General features: G+C 59.2%; 17 protein-coding genes and 1 riboswitch. Of the genes, 3 read left to right on the top strand and 14 right to left on the bottom strand.

From position 1 onward, the window contains the following. Positions 1 to 3 precede the first annotated feature (3 nt). Positions 4 to 585, bottom strand: a complete 582-nt coding sequence (locus KW821_RS07315; RefSeq protein ID WP_042652339.1) for a thymidine kinase — start codon at positions 583 to 585, stop codon at positions 4 to 6. A gap of 87 nt (positions 586 to 672) precedes the next feature. Then, positions 673 to 2,253 (bottom strand): Na+/H+ antiporter NhaC family protein, encoded by a 1,581-nt coding sequence (locus KW821_RS07310; protein WP_042652340.1) that lies wholly within the window; start codon positions 2,251 to 2,253, stop codon positions 673 to 675. Between the two features lie 86 nt (positions 2,254 to 2,339). Next, positions 2,340 to 2,511, bottom strand: a riboswitch (Lysine riboswitch). A gap of 321 nt (positions 2,512 to 2,832) precedes the next feature. Here KW821_RS07310 and KW821_RS07305 point away from each other — a divergent pair. Continuing rightward, positions 2,833 to 3,237 carry an H-NS family nucleoid-associated regulatory protein gene (locus KW821_RS07305; RefSeq protein ID WP_042652341.1) on the top strand — a complete coding sequence of 135 codons (405 nt, stop codon included), beginning with the start codon at positions 2,833 to 2,835 and terminating at the stop codon, positions 3,235 to 3,237. A 71-nt stretch (positions 3,238 to 3,308) separates the two neighbouring features. Here KW821_RS07305 and KW821_RS07300 read toward each other — a convergent pair whose 3' ends face one another. The 5 genes from KW821_RS07300 to KW821_RS07280 form a co-directional block, all read right to left on the bottom strand. Beyond that, positions 3,309 to 3,872 (bottom strand): cob(I)yrinic acid a,c-diamide adenosyltransferase, encoded by a 564-nt coding sequence (locus tag KW821_RS07300; protein WP_218290960.1) that lies wholly within the window; start codon positions 3,870 to 3,872, stop codon positions 3,309 to 3,311. Beyond that, positions 3,869 to 4,099 (bottom strand): DUF3820 family protein, encoded by a 231-nt coding sequence (locus tag KW821_RS07295; RefSeq protein WP_042652343.1) that lies wholly within the window; start codon positions 4,097 to 4,099, stop codon positions 3,869 to 3,871. The genes KW821_RS07300 and KW821_RS07295 overlap by 4 nt, the downstream gene beginning before the upstream one ends. 1 nt (position 4,100) lies before the next feature. Then, positions 4,101 to 4,772: a 7-carboxy-7-deazaguanine synthase QueE gene (gene queE / locus KW821_RS07290; RefSeq protein WP_218290959.1), complete on the bottom strand. Its 672-nt coding sequence runs from the start codon at positions 4,770 to 4,772 to the stop codon at positions 4,101 to 4,103. Between the two features lie 61 nt (positions 4,773 to 4,833). Beyond that, on the bottom strand, positions 4,834 to 5,541 hold the full coding sequence (gene queC, locus KW821_RS07285) for a 7-cyano-7-deazaguanine synthase QueC (RefSeq protein ID WP_371317596.1): 708 nt from the start codon (positions 5,539 to 5,541) through the stop codon (positions 4,834 to 4,836). 28 nt (positions 5,542 to 5,569) lie between these two features. After that, entirely contained in the window at positions 5,570 to 6,181 is a 612-nt protein-coding gene (locus tag KW821_RS07280) for a tRNA-uridine aminocarboxypropyltransferase (protein ID WP_371317601.1), read from the bottom strand. Between KW821_RS07280 and rrtA the strand changes: the two genes are divergently transcribed. Beyond that, complete coding sequence (gene rrtA, locus KW821_RS07275) at positions 6,180 to 6,758, top strand: rhombosortase (protein ID WP_218290956.1); 579 nt, start codon at positions 6,180 to 6,182, stop codon at positions 6,756 to 6,758. The two genes, KW821_RS07280 and rrtA, sit on opposite strands and share 2 nt — an antisense overlap. 127 nt (positions 6,759 to 6,885) lie before the next feature. On the opposite strand, the gene pyrF is transcribed toward rrtA, so the two are convergent. The 6 genes from pyrF to cmk all read right to left on the bottom strand — a co-directional run bounded on the left by pyrF (position 6,886) and on the right by cmk (position 12,192). After that, positions 6,886 to 7,584, bottom strand: a complete 699-nt coding sequence (pyrF, locus tag KW821_RS07270) for an orotidine-5'-phosphate decarboxylase (RefSeq protein WP_218290955.1) — start codon at positions 7,582 to 7,584, stop codon at positions 6,886 to 6,888. Positions 7,585 to 7,741: 157 nt separating this feature from the next. Beyond that, complete coding sequence (lapB, locus tag KW821_RS07265; protein ID WP_218290954.1) at positions 7,742 to 8,908, bottom strand: lipopolysaccharide assembly protein LapB; 1,167 nt, start codon at positions 8,906 to 8,908, stop codon at positions 7,742 to 7,744. Positions 8,909 to 8,917: 9 nt separating this feature from the next. Beyond that, the gene (locus KW821_RS07260; protein WP_042652349.1) at positions 8,918 to 9,202 is read right to left on the bottom strand and encodes a LapA family protein; all 285 of its coding nucleotides are present in this window, start codon (positions 9,200 to 9,202) and stop codon (positions 8,918 to 8,920) included. A gap of 156 nt (positions 9,203 to 9,358) precedes the next feature. After that, on the bottom strand, positions 9,359 to 9,643 hold the full coding sequence (gene ihfB / locus KW821_RS07255; protein ID WP_005299934.1) for an integration host factor subunit beta: 285 nt from the start codon (positions 9,641 to 9,643) through the stop codon (positions 9,359 to 9,361). A gap of 92 nt (positions 9,644 to 9,735) precedes the next feature. Next, positions 9,736 to 11,406 carry a 30S ribosomal protein S1 gene (gene rpsA, locus KW821_RS07250; protein ID WP_005327816.1) on the bottom strand — a complete coding sequence of 557 codons (1,671 nt, stop codon included), beginning with the start codon at positions 11,404 to 11,406 and terminating at the stop codon, positions 9,736 to 9,738. 93 nt (positions 11,407 to 11,499) lie between these two features. Beyond that, entirely contained in the window at positions 11,500 to 12,192 is a 693-nt protein-coding gene (gene cmk, locus KW821_RS07245) for a (d)CMP kinase (protein ID WP_218290953.1), read from the bottom strand. 248 nt (positions 12,193 to 12,440) lie between these two features. On the opposite strand from cmk, the gene ribA reads away from it, so the two are divergent. After that, on the top strand, positions 12,441 to 13,034 hold the full coding sequence (ribA, locus tag KW821_RS07240; RefSeq protein WP_042652352.1) for a GTP cyclohydrolase II: 594 nt from the start codon (positions 12,441 to 12,443) through the stop codon (positions 13,032 to 13,034). Between the two features lie 88 nt (positions 13,035 to 13,122). On the opposite strand, the gene KW821_RS07235 is transcribed toward ribA, so the two are convergent. After that, the gene (locus KW821_RS07235; RefSeq protein WP_042652353.1) at positions 13,123 to 13,998 is read right to left on the bottom strand and encodes a LysR family transcriptional regulator; all 876 of its coding nucleotides are present in this window, start codon (positions 13,996 to 13,998) and stop codon (positions 13,123 to 13,125) included. Positions 13,999 to 14,030 lie beyond the last annotated feature (32 nt).

Genomic DNA, 14,030 nt, shown 5'->3' with positions numbered 1-14,030 from the left:
CGGTTACTTGAAGGCCTGGCCATCCAGGTAGTGCTTGCGGCAGAGCGACACATAGCGATCGTTGCCGCCGATCTCCACCTGCTCGCCGTCACGCATCACCTGCCCCGCCTCGTTGACTCTGGAGTTCATGTGCGCCTTGTTGCCGCACCAGCAGATGCTTTTCAGCTCCTCGAACTTGTCGGCCAGGCAGAGCAGATGGTAGGAGCCGGGGAACAGCTCCCCCCGAAAATCGGTCTTGAGGCCATAGGCGATGACCGGGATCTTGAGCTCATCGACGATGCGGGCGAGCTGGTACACCTGCTCGCGGGTCAGGAACTGCGCCTCGTCGACGATGAACACATCGATCTTCTTCTCGCCGTGACGAGCCTTGACCATCTCGAGCAGATCGCAGCTGTCACTGAACACCTCCACCTTCAGCTCCAGCCCCACTCTGGCGCTGATCACCCCGGCCCCGAAGCGATCGTCGATGACGGGCGTCATGGCCAGCGGAACCATGCCGCGCTCCAGGTAGTTGAAGTGGGCCTGGATGAGCTGGGTGGACTTGCCTGAGTTCATGGTGGCAAATTTGTAGTGCAGTGAAGCCATGGTGCTGTTCCGAAACTGAATTTATGGGGCGCATGCTAACCAAAGCCCCCGCCAAAACCAAGGGGCCCGTGGGCCCCTTGTTCTATTTTATGCGATAGCCAGGTCTCGCTGGATCCGGGCCTTGCGCAGATGGTAGCCGGAGAAGATCACGAACCAGAGCGCGCTGACCGTGAAGCCCGCCAGCACCGAGTGCATCAGCCCCATGACCAGATAACCGAGCGCGGCACCGAAGGCGATGGCCAGCGCATAGGGCAACTGGGTCATCACGTGATCGATGTGATGGCAGCCGGCGCCGGTGGCCGACAGTATGCTGGTACTGGAGATGGGCGAGCTGTGATCGCCGAACACCGAGCCCGCCAGCACCGCGGCCAGCATCGGCAGCATCAGGCTGATGTCGCTGGCGGCCGCCATGTCGCCGGCCAGTGGCAGCATGATGCCGAAGGTGCCCCAGCTGGTACCGGTGGCAAACGCCATGGCACAGGAGAGGATGAACACCACCGCCGGCAGCACTTCGATCGGCAGGTTGCCATTGGCCATGGAGGCCAGATATTTGCCGGTCTCCACGTCGCGCACCACGGCGCCTATAGTCCAGGCGAACAGCAGTATGTTGATCGCCGGCAGCATGGCCATGATCCCTTGCGGGGCGGCCTTCATCCAGTTTCTGGCCCCAAGCTTGAGGCGCATGGCCAGACCGATGGAGACCACCAGGCTGCACAGGGCGCCATAGACCAGGGAGGAGCCGACGTTGGTGTTCTCGAACGAGCCGAGCACGCTGAACGGCAGGCCTTTGCCCTCCAGCACGGCGGCGCCGGAATCGATCATGAAGTAGACGGTCGCCAGGGTCAGGGTCAGGATCGGCAGCACCATGTCGATCATGCCGCCATTACTCTCCTCCGGAGACTCCATGTCCAGCCCGATGGGGCGGCCCTTGGACTCGTCCCACAGCTTGCCCTCCAGCGCCCACTGCTCATGCTGACGCATGGAGCCGATGTCGAGCTGGAACGCGATCACCACCAGTACCATGATCAGGGTGAACACGGCATAGAGGTTCATCGGGATCATCTCGACGAAGGCGGAGATGGGACTCTGATCGGTCAGGCCATGGGCCGCCATGATGCCGCCCACCAGGGCGATGATGTAGGCCCCCCAGGAGGAGATGGGCATCAGCACGCAGACCGGTGCGGCGGTGGAGTCGAGCAGATAGGCCAGCTTGGCGCGGGAGATCTGGAAGCGATCGGTGACCGGACGGCAGATGGCCCCCACCGACAGGCTGTGGAAGAAGTCATCGATGAAGAAGGCAAACACCATCATGCCGGTGAGCGCCTTGGCCCCCTTGCGGGTCTTGGCACGGCGTTCGGCCCACTCGGCGAAGGCCCGGGTCGCACCGGAGACGCTCATCAGGCTGATGAGGCCGCCCAGCAGCAGCATGAACAGGATCATGTTGACGTTGTCACGGTTCAGCGCACCGTCGACCCAGACGATCTTGAGCACGGTGTTCAGCATGTAATGCAGGGAATCGAGCGGGGAGAACTGGTTGAGCAGCAGGCTGCCGGCCACGATACCGACCCCCAGCGACACCAAGACGCGACGGGTGATGATCGCCAGGGCGACGGCCAATAAGGGGGGAATGACTGACCAACCGGAGTCGGCGTAATGAACGATGTCCATGATCTCTTTGCACCTAAAGACAGCAGGTGGAGATCTACCGAGAGGATCTAAAGAAACAAAACCCGGGGCGGGCATACTCCTCAGCCCCTTCAGGTAGCGCTCCATAGTGGATGACTATGGCAGTCCTGCACCTATTAGATGCAGAACCAGCAACCCGGTATGATGGCCTGGTCACTTCGGCGCCGACTCCTTTCATCGAGCATCGCAGGCATCACCCTCCGCTCGGTTACTCATAGGCAGCGCGCCTCTACTTAAAGGTATTCGGGGCACATTTTATCGGGACACCGCGTGATAGCAAGTTTTTTGATTAAAATTCAATGTTAGTGCAGGGATCTTACGCAAAATGGTAGTCAAATGGTGCGAACAATCCAATATAGACAACATTTTCATCTACTTGAATCTCATTTGGAGATGACAACCTCAATACCTGTGCTATATCTTCCCGCCAATTATCCATCCAGCTTAATTTACCTGCCGAATTAATTAATTCAGTTTGCTTGACTTGATGCCAAACCACCCTTTAAATTATCGAAAAGCACATCTCATTTCCTTAATATTCCTGCGCGCGTGGTAGCCTATATGAACGAATTTCTGAAAGTCCTGCTGAATATCCGTAGCCTGCGGGCGACTTGCCGTGAATTGACTCTGGAACAACTGGAAGAGGGTCTGGAAAAACTCACCGCCATCGTCACCGAGCGCCAGCAGGATGAATCCGCCGAGCGTCAGGCCCGTGCAGAGCACCAGCGAAAAATTACCGAATATGCCGAGATGTTGAAGGCCGCAGGCATAGATCCAGCCGAATTAGTGGGTAGTGTTGCCATCGATGCTCCCAAGGCCGGCAAGGGCAAGCGAGCGCCCCGCCCCGCCAAATATCGTTATCTGGATAACGGGGTGGAAAAAACCTGGACCGGTCAGGGTCGCATGCCCTCCGCCATTGCCAAGGCCGTGGCCGAAGGGAAATCCGTGGAAGATTTTGCCATCTGATGCATCCCGTATTGTTCAAATAAAAAAACCTCGCCTGGCGAGGTTTTTTTATTTCCGTAGATGGTGGTCACTCAGCCCCGATCGGCCGCCTTGACCCACAACACCTCGGGGGTGCCGGTGCAGGCCAGCAGGTATCTGGCCACGGTGAAGAACCAGTCACTCAGCCTGTTCAGATAAGGCAGGATGGCCGGATTCACCTGCTCTGCACGGCTCAAGCCCAGCAGCAGGCGCTCGCAGCGCCGGGTCAGGGTACGCACCACATGAGCCTGCGCCGCCGCCCGTGAGCCACTCGGCAAAATGAAATTGCGCAATACCGGCAACTGGGCGCTATAGGCATCGATCTGTTGCTCGAGTCTGGCGGTCCAGCCCTCGTTGACTTGCCACAGGGCGGCATTCTGCGCCGCACTGGAAAAAGCCAGCTCCCCGCCCAGATCAAACAACTCCTGCTGCAACTGCACCAGCTGGGCCAATAACACCGCCTCTTGCGACGGTATTTCGGCAATAAGCAGACCTATCTGGGAATTCAATTCATCCACGGCGCCATAGGTCTCGACCCGCATATCATCTTTGGCAAGCTGGGCACCGTCCGCCAGACGGGTGAGGCCCTTGTCTCCTTGCCGGGTATATATTCTCATACTGACATCCTGTTAATAATGGGAATAATCATGGTCTCCAGCCCATTGAGCTTGATCTCGTACGCCAGCGCCAATGACTGGCCCAGGCTACCTGCTGGAAAACCTGTCCGTGCCATCCATACAAGATAGGGCTCGGGAATATCGATGATGCGTCGCCCCTGATATTTACCGTATGGCATCTTCTTCGCCAGGCTGAGCAATACCCGCTCGTCAGATAATCCATCCATATTAATCAATATTCAGATATTTGTGGGTCTGGATGGAGAGCCGCCAATTACGGGCGATACAGGTCGCCATGGCCAACTCGGTCGCCCTGGCCTTCTGGCTGATGGGCTGCAGCGCTATCATCACATCGGGACGCAGGCTGGCCGTCGCCAGCAAGGCATCGAGCTCCTCGATATGGCGTTCAGTGGCCACCGGGTGCTTGATCTCGTTGGCACGCTCGAGCGCCGACACCAGCACCGGCAAGCCCCCCTTCATGCCTATCTTGGGAGAGACGGTGACCCAAGTGTCGTCGTGGGTCTGGATCTCGCTGGTACCACTGGTCTCGATCTGCACCTGATACCCCGCCGCCAGCAAGGCCGCTGATAGCTCATGCAGGTCATACAGGCAGGGCTCACCACCGGTTAACACCACGTGGCGGGCCCGGTAACCCAGCGTCTCGAAGCTGGCCAGGATCTGCGCCGTGCTCATCTTGCTCCAGCCATCGGACTCGTTGGAACGATCAAGCACCTCGCTACTGCCCACCTCACGCGCCGGATCCACCACCCAGGTATGACGGGTGTCACACCAGGGACAGCCCACCGGGCAACCCTGCAGGCGAACGAAGATGGCGGGCAGGCCGGTGAAGACGCCCTCCCCCTGGATGGTCTGGAAGATCTCGTTGATTGGGTAGTGCATGCTGATCACGGCTTGTTGCAAAAGGCGCGGATTATACCCCAAACCGGGGCAAGACGCAGGCTCAGGATCCGCTTTTCTCACCCAGCCCGGTTTTCTCACGCAGGCGGGCCATGACCCCGACCCGATCGGCCAGATAATGGTGCAAGCCTCGGCTGCGCAGCTCGCAGGCGGGACAGCTGCCACAGCCATCCCCCAGGATGCCGTTGTAACAGGTGAGCGTCTGCTGGCGCACCCTGTCGAGCTGACCATAATGATCCGCCAGCGCCCAGGTTTCGGCCTTGTCGAGCCACATCAGCGGCGTCTCGAAGCGGATGCCGCGATCCAGCCCAAGGGAGACCGCCTGGTTGAGCGCCTTGACGAACTCGTCGCGGCAATCCGGGTAACCGGAGAAGTCGGTCTCGCAGACCCCGGTGATCACCGTCTCGGCGCCGACCTGATAGGCATAGATGGAGGCCAGGGTCAGAAACAGGATGTTGCGGCCCGGCACGAAGGTGTTGGGCAGGCCGTTGTCTTGCAGCTCGCCGCTGACCGGGATCTCGTCCCGGGTCAGGGCCGAAACCGCCAGCTCCCCCAGCATGGTCACATCCATCACCTTGTGAGCGGCGATACCAAACTCGCTGGCCAGACGGCGAGCGGTGTCGATCTCCTCCCGGTGGCGCTGACCATAGTCGAAGGTGATGGCGTGCACTTCATCATAGCGGGCCAGGGCCTGCACCAGGCAGGTGGTACTGTCCTGACCACCACTGAATACCACGACGGCTTTTTTCACGTTCATCACTCCTGTTTGCAATTCAGATTCAAGCGCGGCGACCTTGTGCAAAGTCATGCCACTGCTGGTTCAACTGGGAAAAGAGGTTCATCAGCGGGGCGAAGCGCTCGGGCTCCCCCTCCCACTGGGATAACAGATGGTAGCCCGCCTCCAGGGTCGACAGCGCCTCGGGGAACGGCTTCTTGCGAATGGAATATTGACCCGCCATGGCGCCGAGTTTGATCCTCGGCAACTGCAGCAGAGCCGGGTTGCTGTGCAACATGCGATACGCCTTGCGCCAGGTACCATCGAGCAGGATAAAATGCACCTCATGGGCTGGCGGGATGCGCTCGCGCACCTGCGCCAGGGTCAGGGCCTGATCGTCTGGCCACAGCAAATAGCATTGCACCTTGGGATCAGCGAGCAGGGCATTGAGCCAGTCGGCATCGGCGAAGCTCTCCCCCACATGAATGCGGGCCTGGCTGAGGGAAGCGGCCAGCAGGACGGCCGTGCCCTTGGGGTGAGCCACCTCGGTCGGATGCTGCAGAATGTGGAGCGGGGCAAGATGGGGCACCTGCTGAATATAATCACACAGGCAGGCTTTGAGGGCTCGGGTGCAGCGTGTACAGTAACGGCTCTCTTTGTCGTTGGGCCGTTTCATGTTGTCAGAAAAATCGGGTTTGCTCTGGGTCATCACGCTTTCGCTCGTCACTGCCTTGCTCTTCCTCACAGTACCAAATCACCTGATCTCCTTCGATCGTACCCTGATAGCCCAGGGCGAAGGGTGGCGCATCATAACAGGCAATCTGGCCCACACCAACGGATGGCACCTGCTGCTCAATCTGAGCGGCCTGGGCGTGCTCTACAGCCTGTTTCGAGAGTACCTGGGGGGTTGGCGCCTGCCCGCGCTGCTCTTGTTGCTAGGGACGGCCGTCGGCCTGGGGATCTGGTGGTGGTGCCCGCAGACCCAGTGGTACATGGGGCTGTCCGGCGCCTTGCATGGGCTCTTCGTGTGGGGCGCCTTGCAGGATATCCGTCATCGCCGCCATTCGGGCTGGCTGATGTTGCTGGGGATCCTCATCAAGCTCGGACTGGACTTCTACAGCGCCGGTGAGAGCCCGGCCTCCCTGCTGATCGGCGCCCGGGTTCACATCGAATCACATCTGATTGGCTCAGCCGCAGGCCTGTTGCTCGGCCTGCTGCCATTCGGTCTGGGTGCCCAGACCGTCAAGCCCTGAGCTCAGCTGATGGCCGGGCGGCCAGACCGCTCAGAACCTGATCACCGCATCTTCCCACATCGCTACCGTTCAACAGACAGCAGGCCGGATTGAAAATCCGGCCTGCTGTCATTCAGGGCTCGGCGCCTTATCGGCTCAGCTCGGCGTTGATGCTGGCCAGCACCGCGGCCGGATCGGCGGCCTGGGTGATGGGACGCCCTATCACCAGGTAATCGGCCCCCGCCTCTATCGCCGCCAACGGCGTCATGACGCGGCGCTGATCCCCCGCCGCCGAGCCGGTCGGGCGAATGCCCGGCGTGACCAGCTTGAAGTCGGCCCCGAGCAAGGTTTTCAACTCATGAGCCTCCTCGGCGGAGCAGACAACCCCATCCAAGCCAGACACCTTGGTGAGCTTGGCCAGCCGGATCACCTGCTCGGCCGGGCCGACGCTGAGGCCGAGGGGCGCCATGTCGGACTGCTCCATGCTGGTCAGCACTGTCACGCCGATCAACAGGGGCGCCTTGTCGCCATAGGGCGCGAGCGCTTCTTTGGCGGCCCGCATCATGCGCTCGCCCCCGCTGGCGTGGACGTTCACCATCCAGACGCCCAGCTCGGCACTGGCCGCCACCGCCTTGGCGACTGTGTTCGGAATGTCGTGAAACTTCAGATCCAGAAACACATCGAATCCCTTGGCGACCAGCTGACGTACGAATTGGGGGCCAAACAGGGTGAACATCTCCTTGCCTACCTTGAGGCGGCACTGGGCCGGGGAGATCTGTTCAATGAAGGCGAAGGCATCGGCCTCGTGCTGATAGTCCAGCGCAACCAGTACTTTGGGATCTAGCATTTCACTTCCTATGGGTTGTTGTTCACCGTCCAGACCACGGCTCAGCTTGAGGCCCTGGGATCTGGTATTTCATCATTTTTCTGAGCAGCGATTCATCGTCCAGGCCAAGGCCCAGCCTGAGGCACTTAGGCGCTGACATTTCGCCTCTTACCAGCGGCTATTCACCATCCAGGCCACGGATCGGCTTAATGGAGCCCCACTGCCGGCAGGAGGGGCACTGCCAGAACAGCGAGTGGGTGGCGAAGCCGCACTGACGGCATTTGTGAGTGGATTTGATCTTGATCTGCTCGCCGACCAGCTGCTGCAGCAGCTCCAGGCTCTCCTTGGCGGGCCCCTCCTCGGCGCTGGCCAGCTGGAAGCCGACCAGCTGATAGAAGCCCTTCATGGACGGGTGGCGGCGCAGCTGGCGCAGCACCAGCGCACGGGCCTGACTCAGGCCGTCGCGCGCCTCCACCAGATTGGCCAGGGCCAGGGTCACGCTGACACCGGCATGATCCTCCACCGCCTTCTCCAGCAGCGGGATCAGCTCCTGGCTGCGGCCCATCTGCTGATAGCAGCTGAGCAGCTTGGGCATGGCTTCGGAGGCAAAGTCCATGTCCTGCTCGAACACCCGCAGCAGCTCCTTGCTGGCCTCTTCATGCTTGCCTTCCTCCATGGCCAGCTCGGCCAGCCGCAGACTGGCGCGGGCACAGGCGGGATTGACGCCGAGCGCCCGCTTCAACTTGGCGCGCCCCGCCGCCTTGTCCCCTTCACGCAGAGCACTCTCTGCCTGCTCGCAATAGAAATGGGAGATGGGGTCGGCCAGCTTCTTGCCCTGGAACTTCTGCAGACGAACCGCGACCTCGATGGCCTTGTCCCAGTCACGCAGTTGCTGATGGATGACGAGCAGCTGCGCCAGCGCCGTCTCTTCATAGTCACCGTCCTCGCACAACTCGTTCCAGAGCGCCTCGGCCCTGTCCAGCAAGCCGGCGGCAAGGAAGTCACGAGCCAGCTCCTGCAGCGCGAGTTGACGCTGCTCCCGGGTCAGCTGGCGGGTAACGAGATTCTGGTGGATCTTGATGGCGCGATCGACTTCGCCACGCTGGCGAAACAGATTGCCGAGAGAGAGATGGGTTTCGATGGTTTCGCTGTCCACTTCCAGCAGTTGGATGAACAGATCCACTGCCTTGTCCGACTCGTCAGACAGCAAATAGTTGAGACCCGCCACATACTGGCGGGAGAATTGGTTACTCTGTTGCTGGGTGTCCTGGCGAACACTCCTGCGTCCCATGTACCAGCCATAACCAGCGGCAATAGGCAACAGCAGGAAAAGCAGTTCAAGCATCGAGGGACATTATTCCTTGGCTGTCGACCGGGCCAGCTCCAATTCGCGGGATTGACGACGCATGGTGCGATTGAGGGTGCGGTTTTGCAGTTTGAGACGCACGAAGAGCAGACCGAATACCAGCCAGCCCAGCAGGAAACCGCCGGCGAGGAAGAATCCCAGTAGCATGGAGAGCGAGAACTCGCCCTGGGCTATCAGATAATTGAACTGCACCTGTTGACCGTTTTGCGAACCGATGGCGAGGGTCAGCACAAACACCAGTACCAAGGGGATGAGGGCCAAGATACGCTTCATAGGAGCTCCCTGTCTGTGGCTAATGAGAGATTGATTATCCTTAAAATCACGGGAAGACTCTAGAGCGAATGGGAAAAGACTTCGAGAAACCGGACTATTGGCATAATCCAAGTCACAAAAATAAAAAAGGCATACCCAGGTATGCCATTTTCTGCATTATTCGATGATATTCACGCGCTCGCGTAACTCTTTGCCGGGCTTGAAGTGCGGGACATATTTCCCGGTCAGTTCAACCTTGTCCCCGGTCTTGGGGTTGCGACCCACACGGGGGGCACGATAGTGCAGTGAAAAACTTCCAAATCCTCGGATTTCAATCCGGTCGCCGTTTTGCAAGGTCGACGCCATCTGCTCAAGGATCTCCTTGATCGCGGCTTCGACATCTTTGGCCGGCATATGCATGCGGCTGGCAGCCAATTGTTCGATGAGATCTGATTTGGTCATAAGGTTAAATCTCCTTCCCCGATCACATGCAATATTCATTATGCCAAGATAAAAAAGGGCGGCGTGAAGCCGCCCTTTTCTTGCATCAAGGATTACTCACCCTTGGCGGCTTTGAACGCTTCCATCATAGCATTGCTGAACACAACTTCTTCTTGTTGGTTCAGGCTATCGATAGCAACACGCTCGTCAGCCTCGTCCTTAGCACGGACAGACAGGCTTACGGTGCGGTTCTTACGATCAACGCCCATGAACTTGGCTTCAACTTCATCACCGACAGACAGAACCAGAGTCGCGTCTTCTACACGGTCACGAGCAGCATCGGAGGCACGCAGGTAGCCTTCTACGCCGTCAGCCAGTTCGATCACGGCACCCTTGGCATCAACCTCGGTAACCTTACCCTTCACGATAGCACCTTTCTTGTTATCAGACAGGTACTTGTTGAACGGGTCTTCTTCGATCTGCTTGACGCCCAGGGAGATGCGCTCGCGCTCCGGGTCCACTTGCAGAACAACGGCTTCGATCTCGTCGCCCTTCTTGAATTCACGAACTGCTTCTTCGCCCTGGTTGTTCCAGGAGATGTCAGACAGGTGAACCAGGCCGTCGATGCCGCCGTCCAGGCCGATGAAGATACCAAAGTCAGTGATAGACTTGATTTTACCGGAAACACGGTCGCCCTTGGCGTGAGTTTCGGCAAACAGCTGCCACGGGTTGGATTTGCACTGCTTCAGACCCAGGGAGATACGACGACGTTCTTCGTCGATGTCCAGAACCATCACGTCAACCACGTCGCCAACGTTAACAACCTTGGACGGGTGGATGTTCTTGTTGGTCCAATCCATCTCGGATACGTGTACCAGGCCTTCAACGCCTTCTTCGATTTCAACGAAGCAGCCGTAGTCGGTCAGGTTGGTCACGCGGCCAGACAGACGGGTGGTCTCCGGGTAACGCTTGGCGATAGCAACCCAGGGATCTTCGCCCAGCTGCTTCAGACCCAGGGATACACGGGTACGCTCGCGGTCGAACTTCAGAACCTTGACTGCGATCTCGTCGCCAACGTTGACGATTTCGGAAGGATGCTTAACGCGCTTCCACGCCATGTCGGTGATGTGCAGCAGGCCGTCAACGCCGCCCAGATCTACGAATGCACCGTAGTCGGTCAGGTTCTTGACGATACCCTTAACTTCTTGACCTTCTTGCAGGTTGGCCAGCAGGCTTTCGCGCTCGGAGGTGTTCTCGGTTTCGATCACGGCACGACGGGAAACGACAACGTTGTTGCGCTTCTGGTCCAGCTTGATGACCTTGAACTCGAGTTCTTTGTTTTCCAGGTGAGCGGTGTCACGGATCGGACGCACGTCAACCAGAGAACCCGGCAGGAAGGCACGGATGCCGTTCAGTTCAACGGTGAAACCACCCTTGACCTTGCCGTTGATGATACCGATAACGGTAGCTTGCTCTTCGTATGCCTTCTCAAGCTGCAGCCAGGCTTCGTGGCGCTTGGCTTTTTCGCGGGACAGCTTGGTTTCGCCGAAACCATCTTCGATAGAGTCCAGAGCCACGTCAACGGTGTCGCCTACATTGATTTCCAGCTCGCCCAGGGCGTTCTTGAATTCTTCAGCAGGAATGGCAGACTCGGATTTCAGACCAGCGTCAACCAGTACAAAACCGTTCTCGATAGCAACGACGGTACCCTTGACGATGGAACCTTGACGGGTTTCAACGGCGTTCAGGGACTCTTCAAAGAGTTGAGCAAAAGATTCGATCATTGTTTGTGTCACAAATGAAACATCCACTCGCAATCCGGCACAAGCGGGGTTGTTTTAAATTATCTGCGCCATCCATGGTGCAGACGACTGACATCAGCTCGTGCTGATATCACCAAGTTGTTGCTCCGCATAGGCGAGCACCGTCACCAGCACTTCATCTATGGTCATAGACGTTGAGTCTACCACAAGAGCATCTTCTGCGGGTTTCAGGGGGGCTACGGCGCGATTTCTGTCGCGATCGTCACGTTCCCGAATCTCGGTTAAAAGACGCTCAAAGTTAACATCAAAGCCCTTATCTTGCAACTGCTTATAACGGCGCTGTGCCCGCTCCTCCGCGCTGGCGTCGAGGAAAATCTTCACCTCGGCCTCAGGGAAAACCACGGTGCCCATGTCACGGCCATCGGCGATGAGGCCAGGTGCCTGGCGGAAGGCACGCTGACGGCGCAGCAGTGCTTCGCGGACGCGGGGGAAGGCGGCGATCTTGCTGGCAGCGTTACCCGCCTCTTCGGTACGGATGGTGCGAGAGACGTCTTCTCCTTCCAGCACCACCTTGACCTGTTCGCCGTCGACCTGGAATTGCACATCCAGATTGGCGGCCAGGGGCACCAGCGCCGCTTCGGAATCGAGTTCCACATCGTGATGCAAGGCGGCCAGAGCCAGCACCCGGTAGATGGCGCCAGAATCGAGCAGGTGCCAACCCAGCTTCTCGGCCAGCAGTTGGCACAGGGTGCCTTTACCGGCACCACTCGGGCCATCGATTGTCATCACGGGGGCCATATGAGGCATAAATCTTCTCCTGCACAGGGGGTCACACATCCCTGTTGGGATGGGGAAATAGGCGCCGATTATACCCAAATGCACGGGCTCTGGCAGTCGTCAGGCCACACAATTGCGCAGAAGTCGTCGCGATTGCCCCCTTTATGACCAATCAGGCAAAGCATTCCTCAATGCAAGGTTTTGTTCTTATGGTTGTTATGGGCAAGGCGCGCTAAACTGGCCGCCTTTTTTAAGCAGCTGTAGTCAGGAGCAACCCTATGAGCAGCATTAGCCTCGTGGCTAAATCCAAGTTGCCGACCCCCTGGGGCACCTTCACGCTGGTAGGCTTTCAGGAAACCGGTACAGGCAAGGATCACGCCGCACTGGTGATGGGCGATATCGCAAATGGTGAGCCCGTGCTGGGCCGAATTCACTCTGAGTGTCTGACCGGGGATGCCCTGTTCAGCCTGCGCTGCGACTGCGGCTTCCAGCTGCAGGCTGCCATGCAGAACATCGCCAAGGCCGGTCGTGGCGTCCTGTTGTACGTGCGACAGGAGGGCCGTGGCATCGGCCTGCTCAACAAGATCCGGGCCTACCACCTGCAGGATCAGGGCGCCGACACCGTCGAGGCCAATGTGGCATTGGGATTTGCCGCCGACATGCGCGATTACACCATCTGCGCCGACATGCTCAAGGCGCTGGAGGTCAAGAGTCTCAAGCTGATGACCAACAATCCGCGCAAGCTGAAGGCGATGGAGAGCTTCGGCATCCCGGTGGTGGAGCGGGTTCCCCTGCAGGAGGGGCGCAACCCCCACAACGAGTTCTATCTCTCCACCAAGGCGGACAAGCTGGATCACCTGTTCAAGAAGTAACGAACCGATCATCCGCAGCCTCGGCAAACGCCTCCCATCGGGAGGCGTTTTTATTTGTGCGGGGCACGGCCCAATCCGGCGTGCTGCCTCATGGCTGGGCCTGCGCCAGCAAAAAATCACGCAGCGCGCGATTAGCCATGGAGAGCGGATCCCCCCGCCGCCAGGCCACACAGAGATCGAGGAAGATCGGCGGTGCGAAGGGCACCCCGATCAGCGCCGTCTCCTCATCCAGCGCCATCCGCAGGAAGGTGGTCACGGCAAATCCCTGGCGCACCACCGCCTTGAGCAGCGGGATGAGGTTGCTCTCAAAGCCGATGTTGGGCTCTATGCCCAGACCCTGCGCCAATGCCTCCATGTGTTCACGGTGATAGAAACCACGGCGGAACATGGCGAGCTCCTGGCTGAAGAATTGCGGCAGCGAGACGGCGCCGGCCTGGCGCAGCGGGTGCTCCTCCCCCACCACCATCAGCATCTCCTCGCGCAGCAGCTGGGCCCCCTCCAGCCCGGGCGGCAGATCGCTGGTGATGAGGATGGCGAGATCCAGGCTGCCATCCACCATGCGGCTGAGCAGCTCGCGGGTGCCGGCCTCCTCCACCCGGATCTTGAGGCCCGGGTAGCGATGCTTGAACGCCATCAGGATCGGGGGGAAGTAATAGGACCCCATCATGTAGGGGATGCCGATGCGCACTTCACCCCGCTCCAGCCCCTTGAGCTCGGCCATCTCCGCCTCGGCCTGATGCATCTGCAGCAGCAGGCGCTCGGCATGGCGGCAGAGCACCTCCCCCTCCGGGGTGAGCCGCACGCTGCGATCCTGCCGATCGAATAGCCGCAGCTCGAGCTGCTGCTCCAGCTTGGCGATGGCCATGCTGACTGCCGGCTGCGCCACGTGCAGCCCATGGGCTGCCCGGGTGAAGGAGCCGGCGTCGCGCACCGCCAGCAGATAGGTTAGCTGTTTCAGATCCATATCAATTATATTTATCAGATTGATAACATAAA

The sequence above is a fragment of the Aeromonas sp. sif2416 genome, from assembly GCF_019218665.1.
GTDB classification, from domain to species: Bacteria; Pseudomonadota; Gammaproteobacteria; order Enterobacterales; family Aeromonadaceae; genus Aeromonas; species Aeromonas encheleia.
The sequence above is the reverse complement of the archived record's forward strand: the minus strand, read 5'-3'. Positions and strand labels throughout refer to the sequence as shown.

Bases quoted from the DNA above. Each gene is read 5' to 3' on its own strand.
- KW821_RS07315 (WP_042652339.1), bottom strand. From the start codon at position 585: ATGGCTTCACTGCACTACAAATTTGCCACCATGAACTCAGGCAAGTCC.
- KW821_RS07310 (WP_042652340.1), bottom strand. From the start codon at position 2,253: ATGGACATCGTTCATTACGCCGACTCCGGTTGGTCAGTCATTCCCCCC.
- KW821_RS07305 (WP_042652341.1), top strand. From the start codon at position 2,833: ATGAACGAATTTCTGAAAGTCCTGCTGAATATCCGTAGCCTGCGGGCG.
- KW821_RS07300 (WP_218290960.1), bottom strand. From the start codon at position 3,872: ATGAGAATATATACCCGGCAAGGAGACAAGGGCCTCACCCGTCTGGCG.
- KW821_RS07295 (WP_042652343.1), bottom strand. From the start codon at position 4,099: ATGGATGGATTATCTGACGAGCGGGTATTGCTCAGCCTGGCGAAGAAG.
- queE (WP_218290959.1), bottom strand. From the start codon at position 4,772: ATGCACTACCCAATCAACGAGATCTTCCAGACCATCCAGGGGGAGGGC.
- rrtA (WP_218290956.1), top strand. From the start codon at position 6,180: ATGTTGTCAGAAAAATCGGGTTTGCTCTGGGTCATCACGCTTTCGCTC.
- KW821_RS07280 (WP_371317601.1), bottom strand. From the start codon at position 6,181: ATGAAACGGCCCAACGACAAAGAGAGCCGTTACTGTACACGCTGCACC.
- pyrF (WP_218290955.1), bottom strand. From the start codon at position 7,584: ATGCTAGATCCCAAAGTACTGGTTGCGCTGGACTATCAGCACGAGGCC.
- lapB (WP_218290954.1), bottom strand. From the start codon at position 8,908: ATGCTTGAACTGCTTTTCCTGCTGTTGCCTATTGCCGCTGGTTATGGC.
- KW821_RS07260 (WP_042652349.1), bottom strand. From the start codon at position 9,202: ATGAAGCGTATCTTGGCCCTCATCCCCTTGGTACTGGTGTTTGTGCTG.
- ihfB (WP_005299934.1), bottom strand. From the start codon at position 9,643: ATGACCAAATCAGATCTCATCGAACAATTGGCTGCCAGCCGCATGCAT.
- rpsA (WP_005327816.1), bottom strand. From the start codon at position 11,406: ATGATCGAATCTTTTGCTCAACTCTTTGAAGAGTCCCTGAACGCCGTT.
- cmk (WP_218290953.1), bottom strand. From the start codon at position 12,192: ATGCCTCATATGGCCCCCGTGATGACAATCGATGGCCCGAGTGGTGCC.
- ribA (WP_042652352.1), top strand. From the start codon at position 12,441: ATGAGCAGCATTAGCCTCGTGGCTAAATCCAAGTTGCCGACCCCCTGG.
- KW821_RS07235 (WP_042652353.1), bottom strand. From the start codon at position 13,998: ATGGATCTGAAACAGCTAACCTATCTGCTGGCGGTGCGCGACGCCGGC.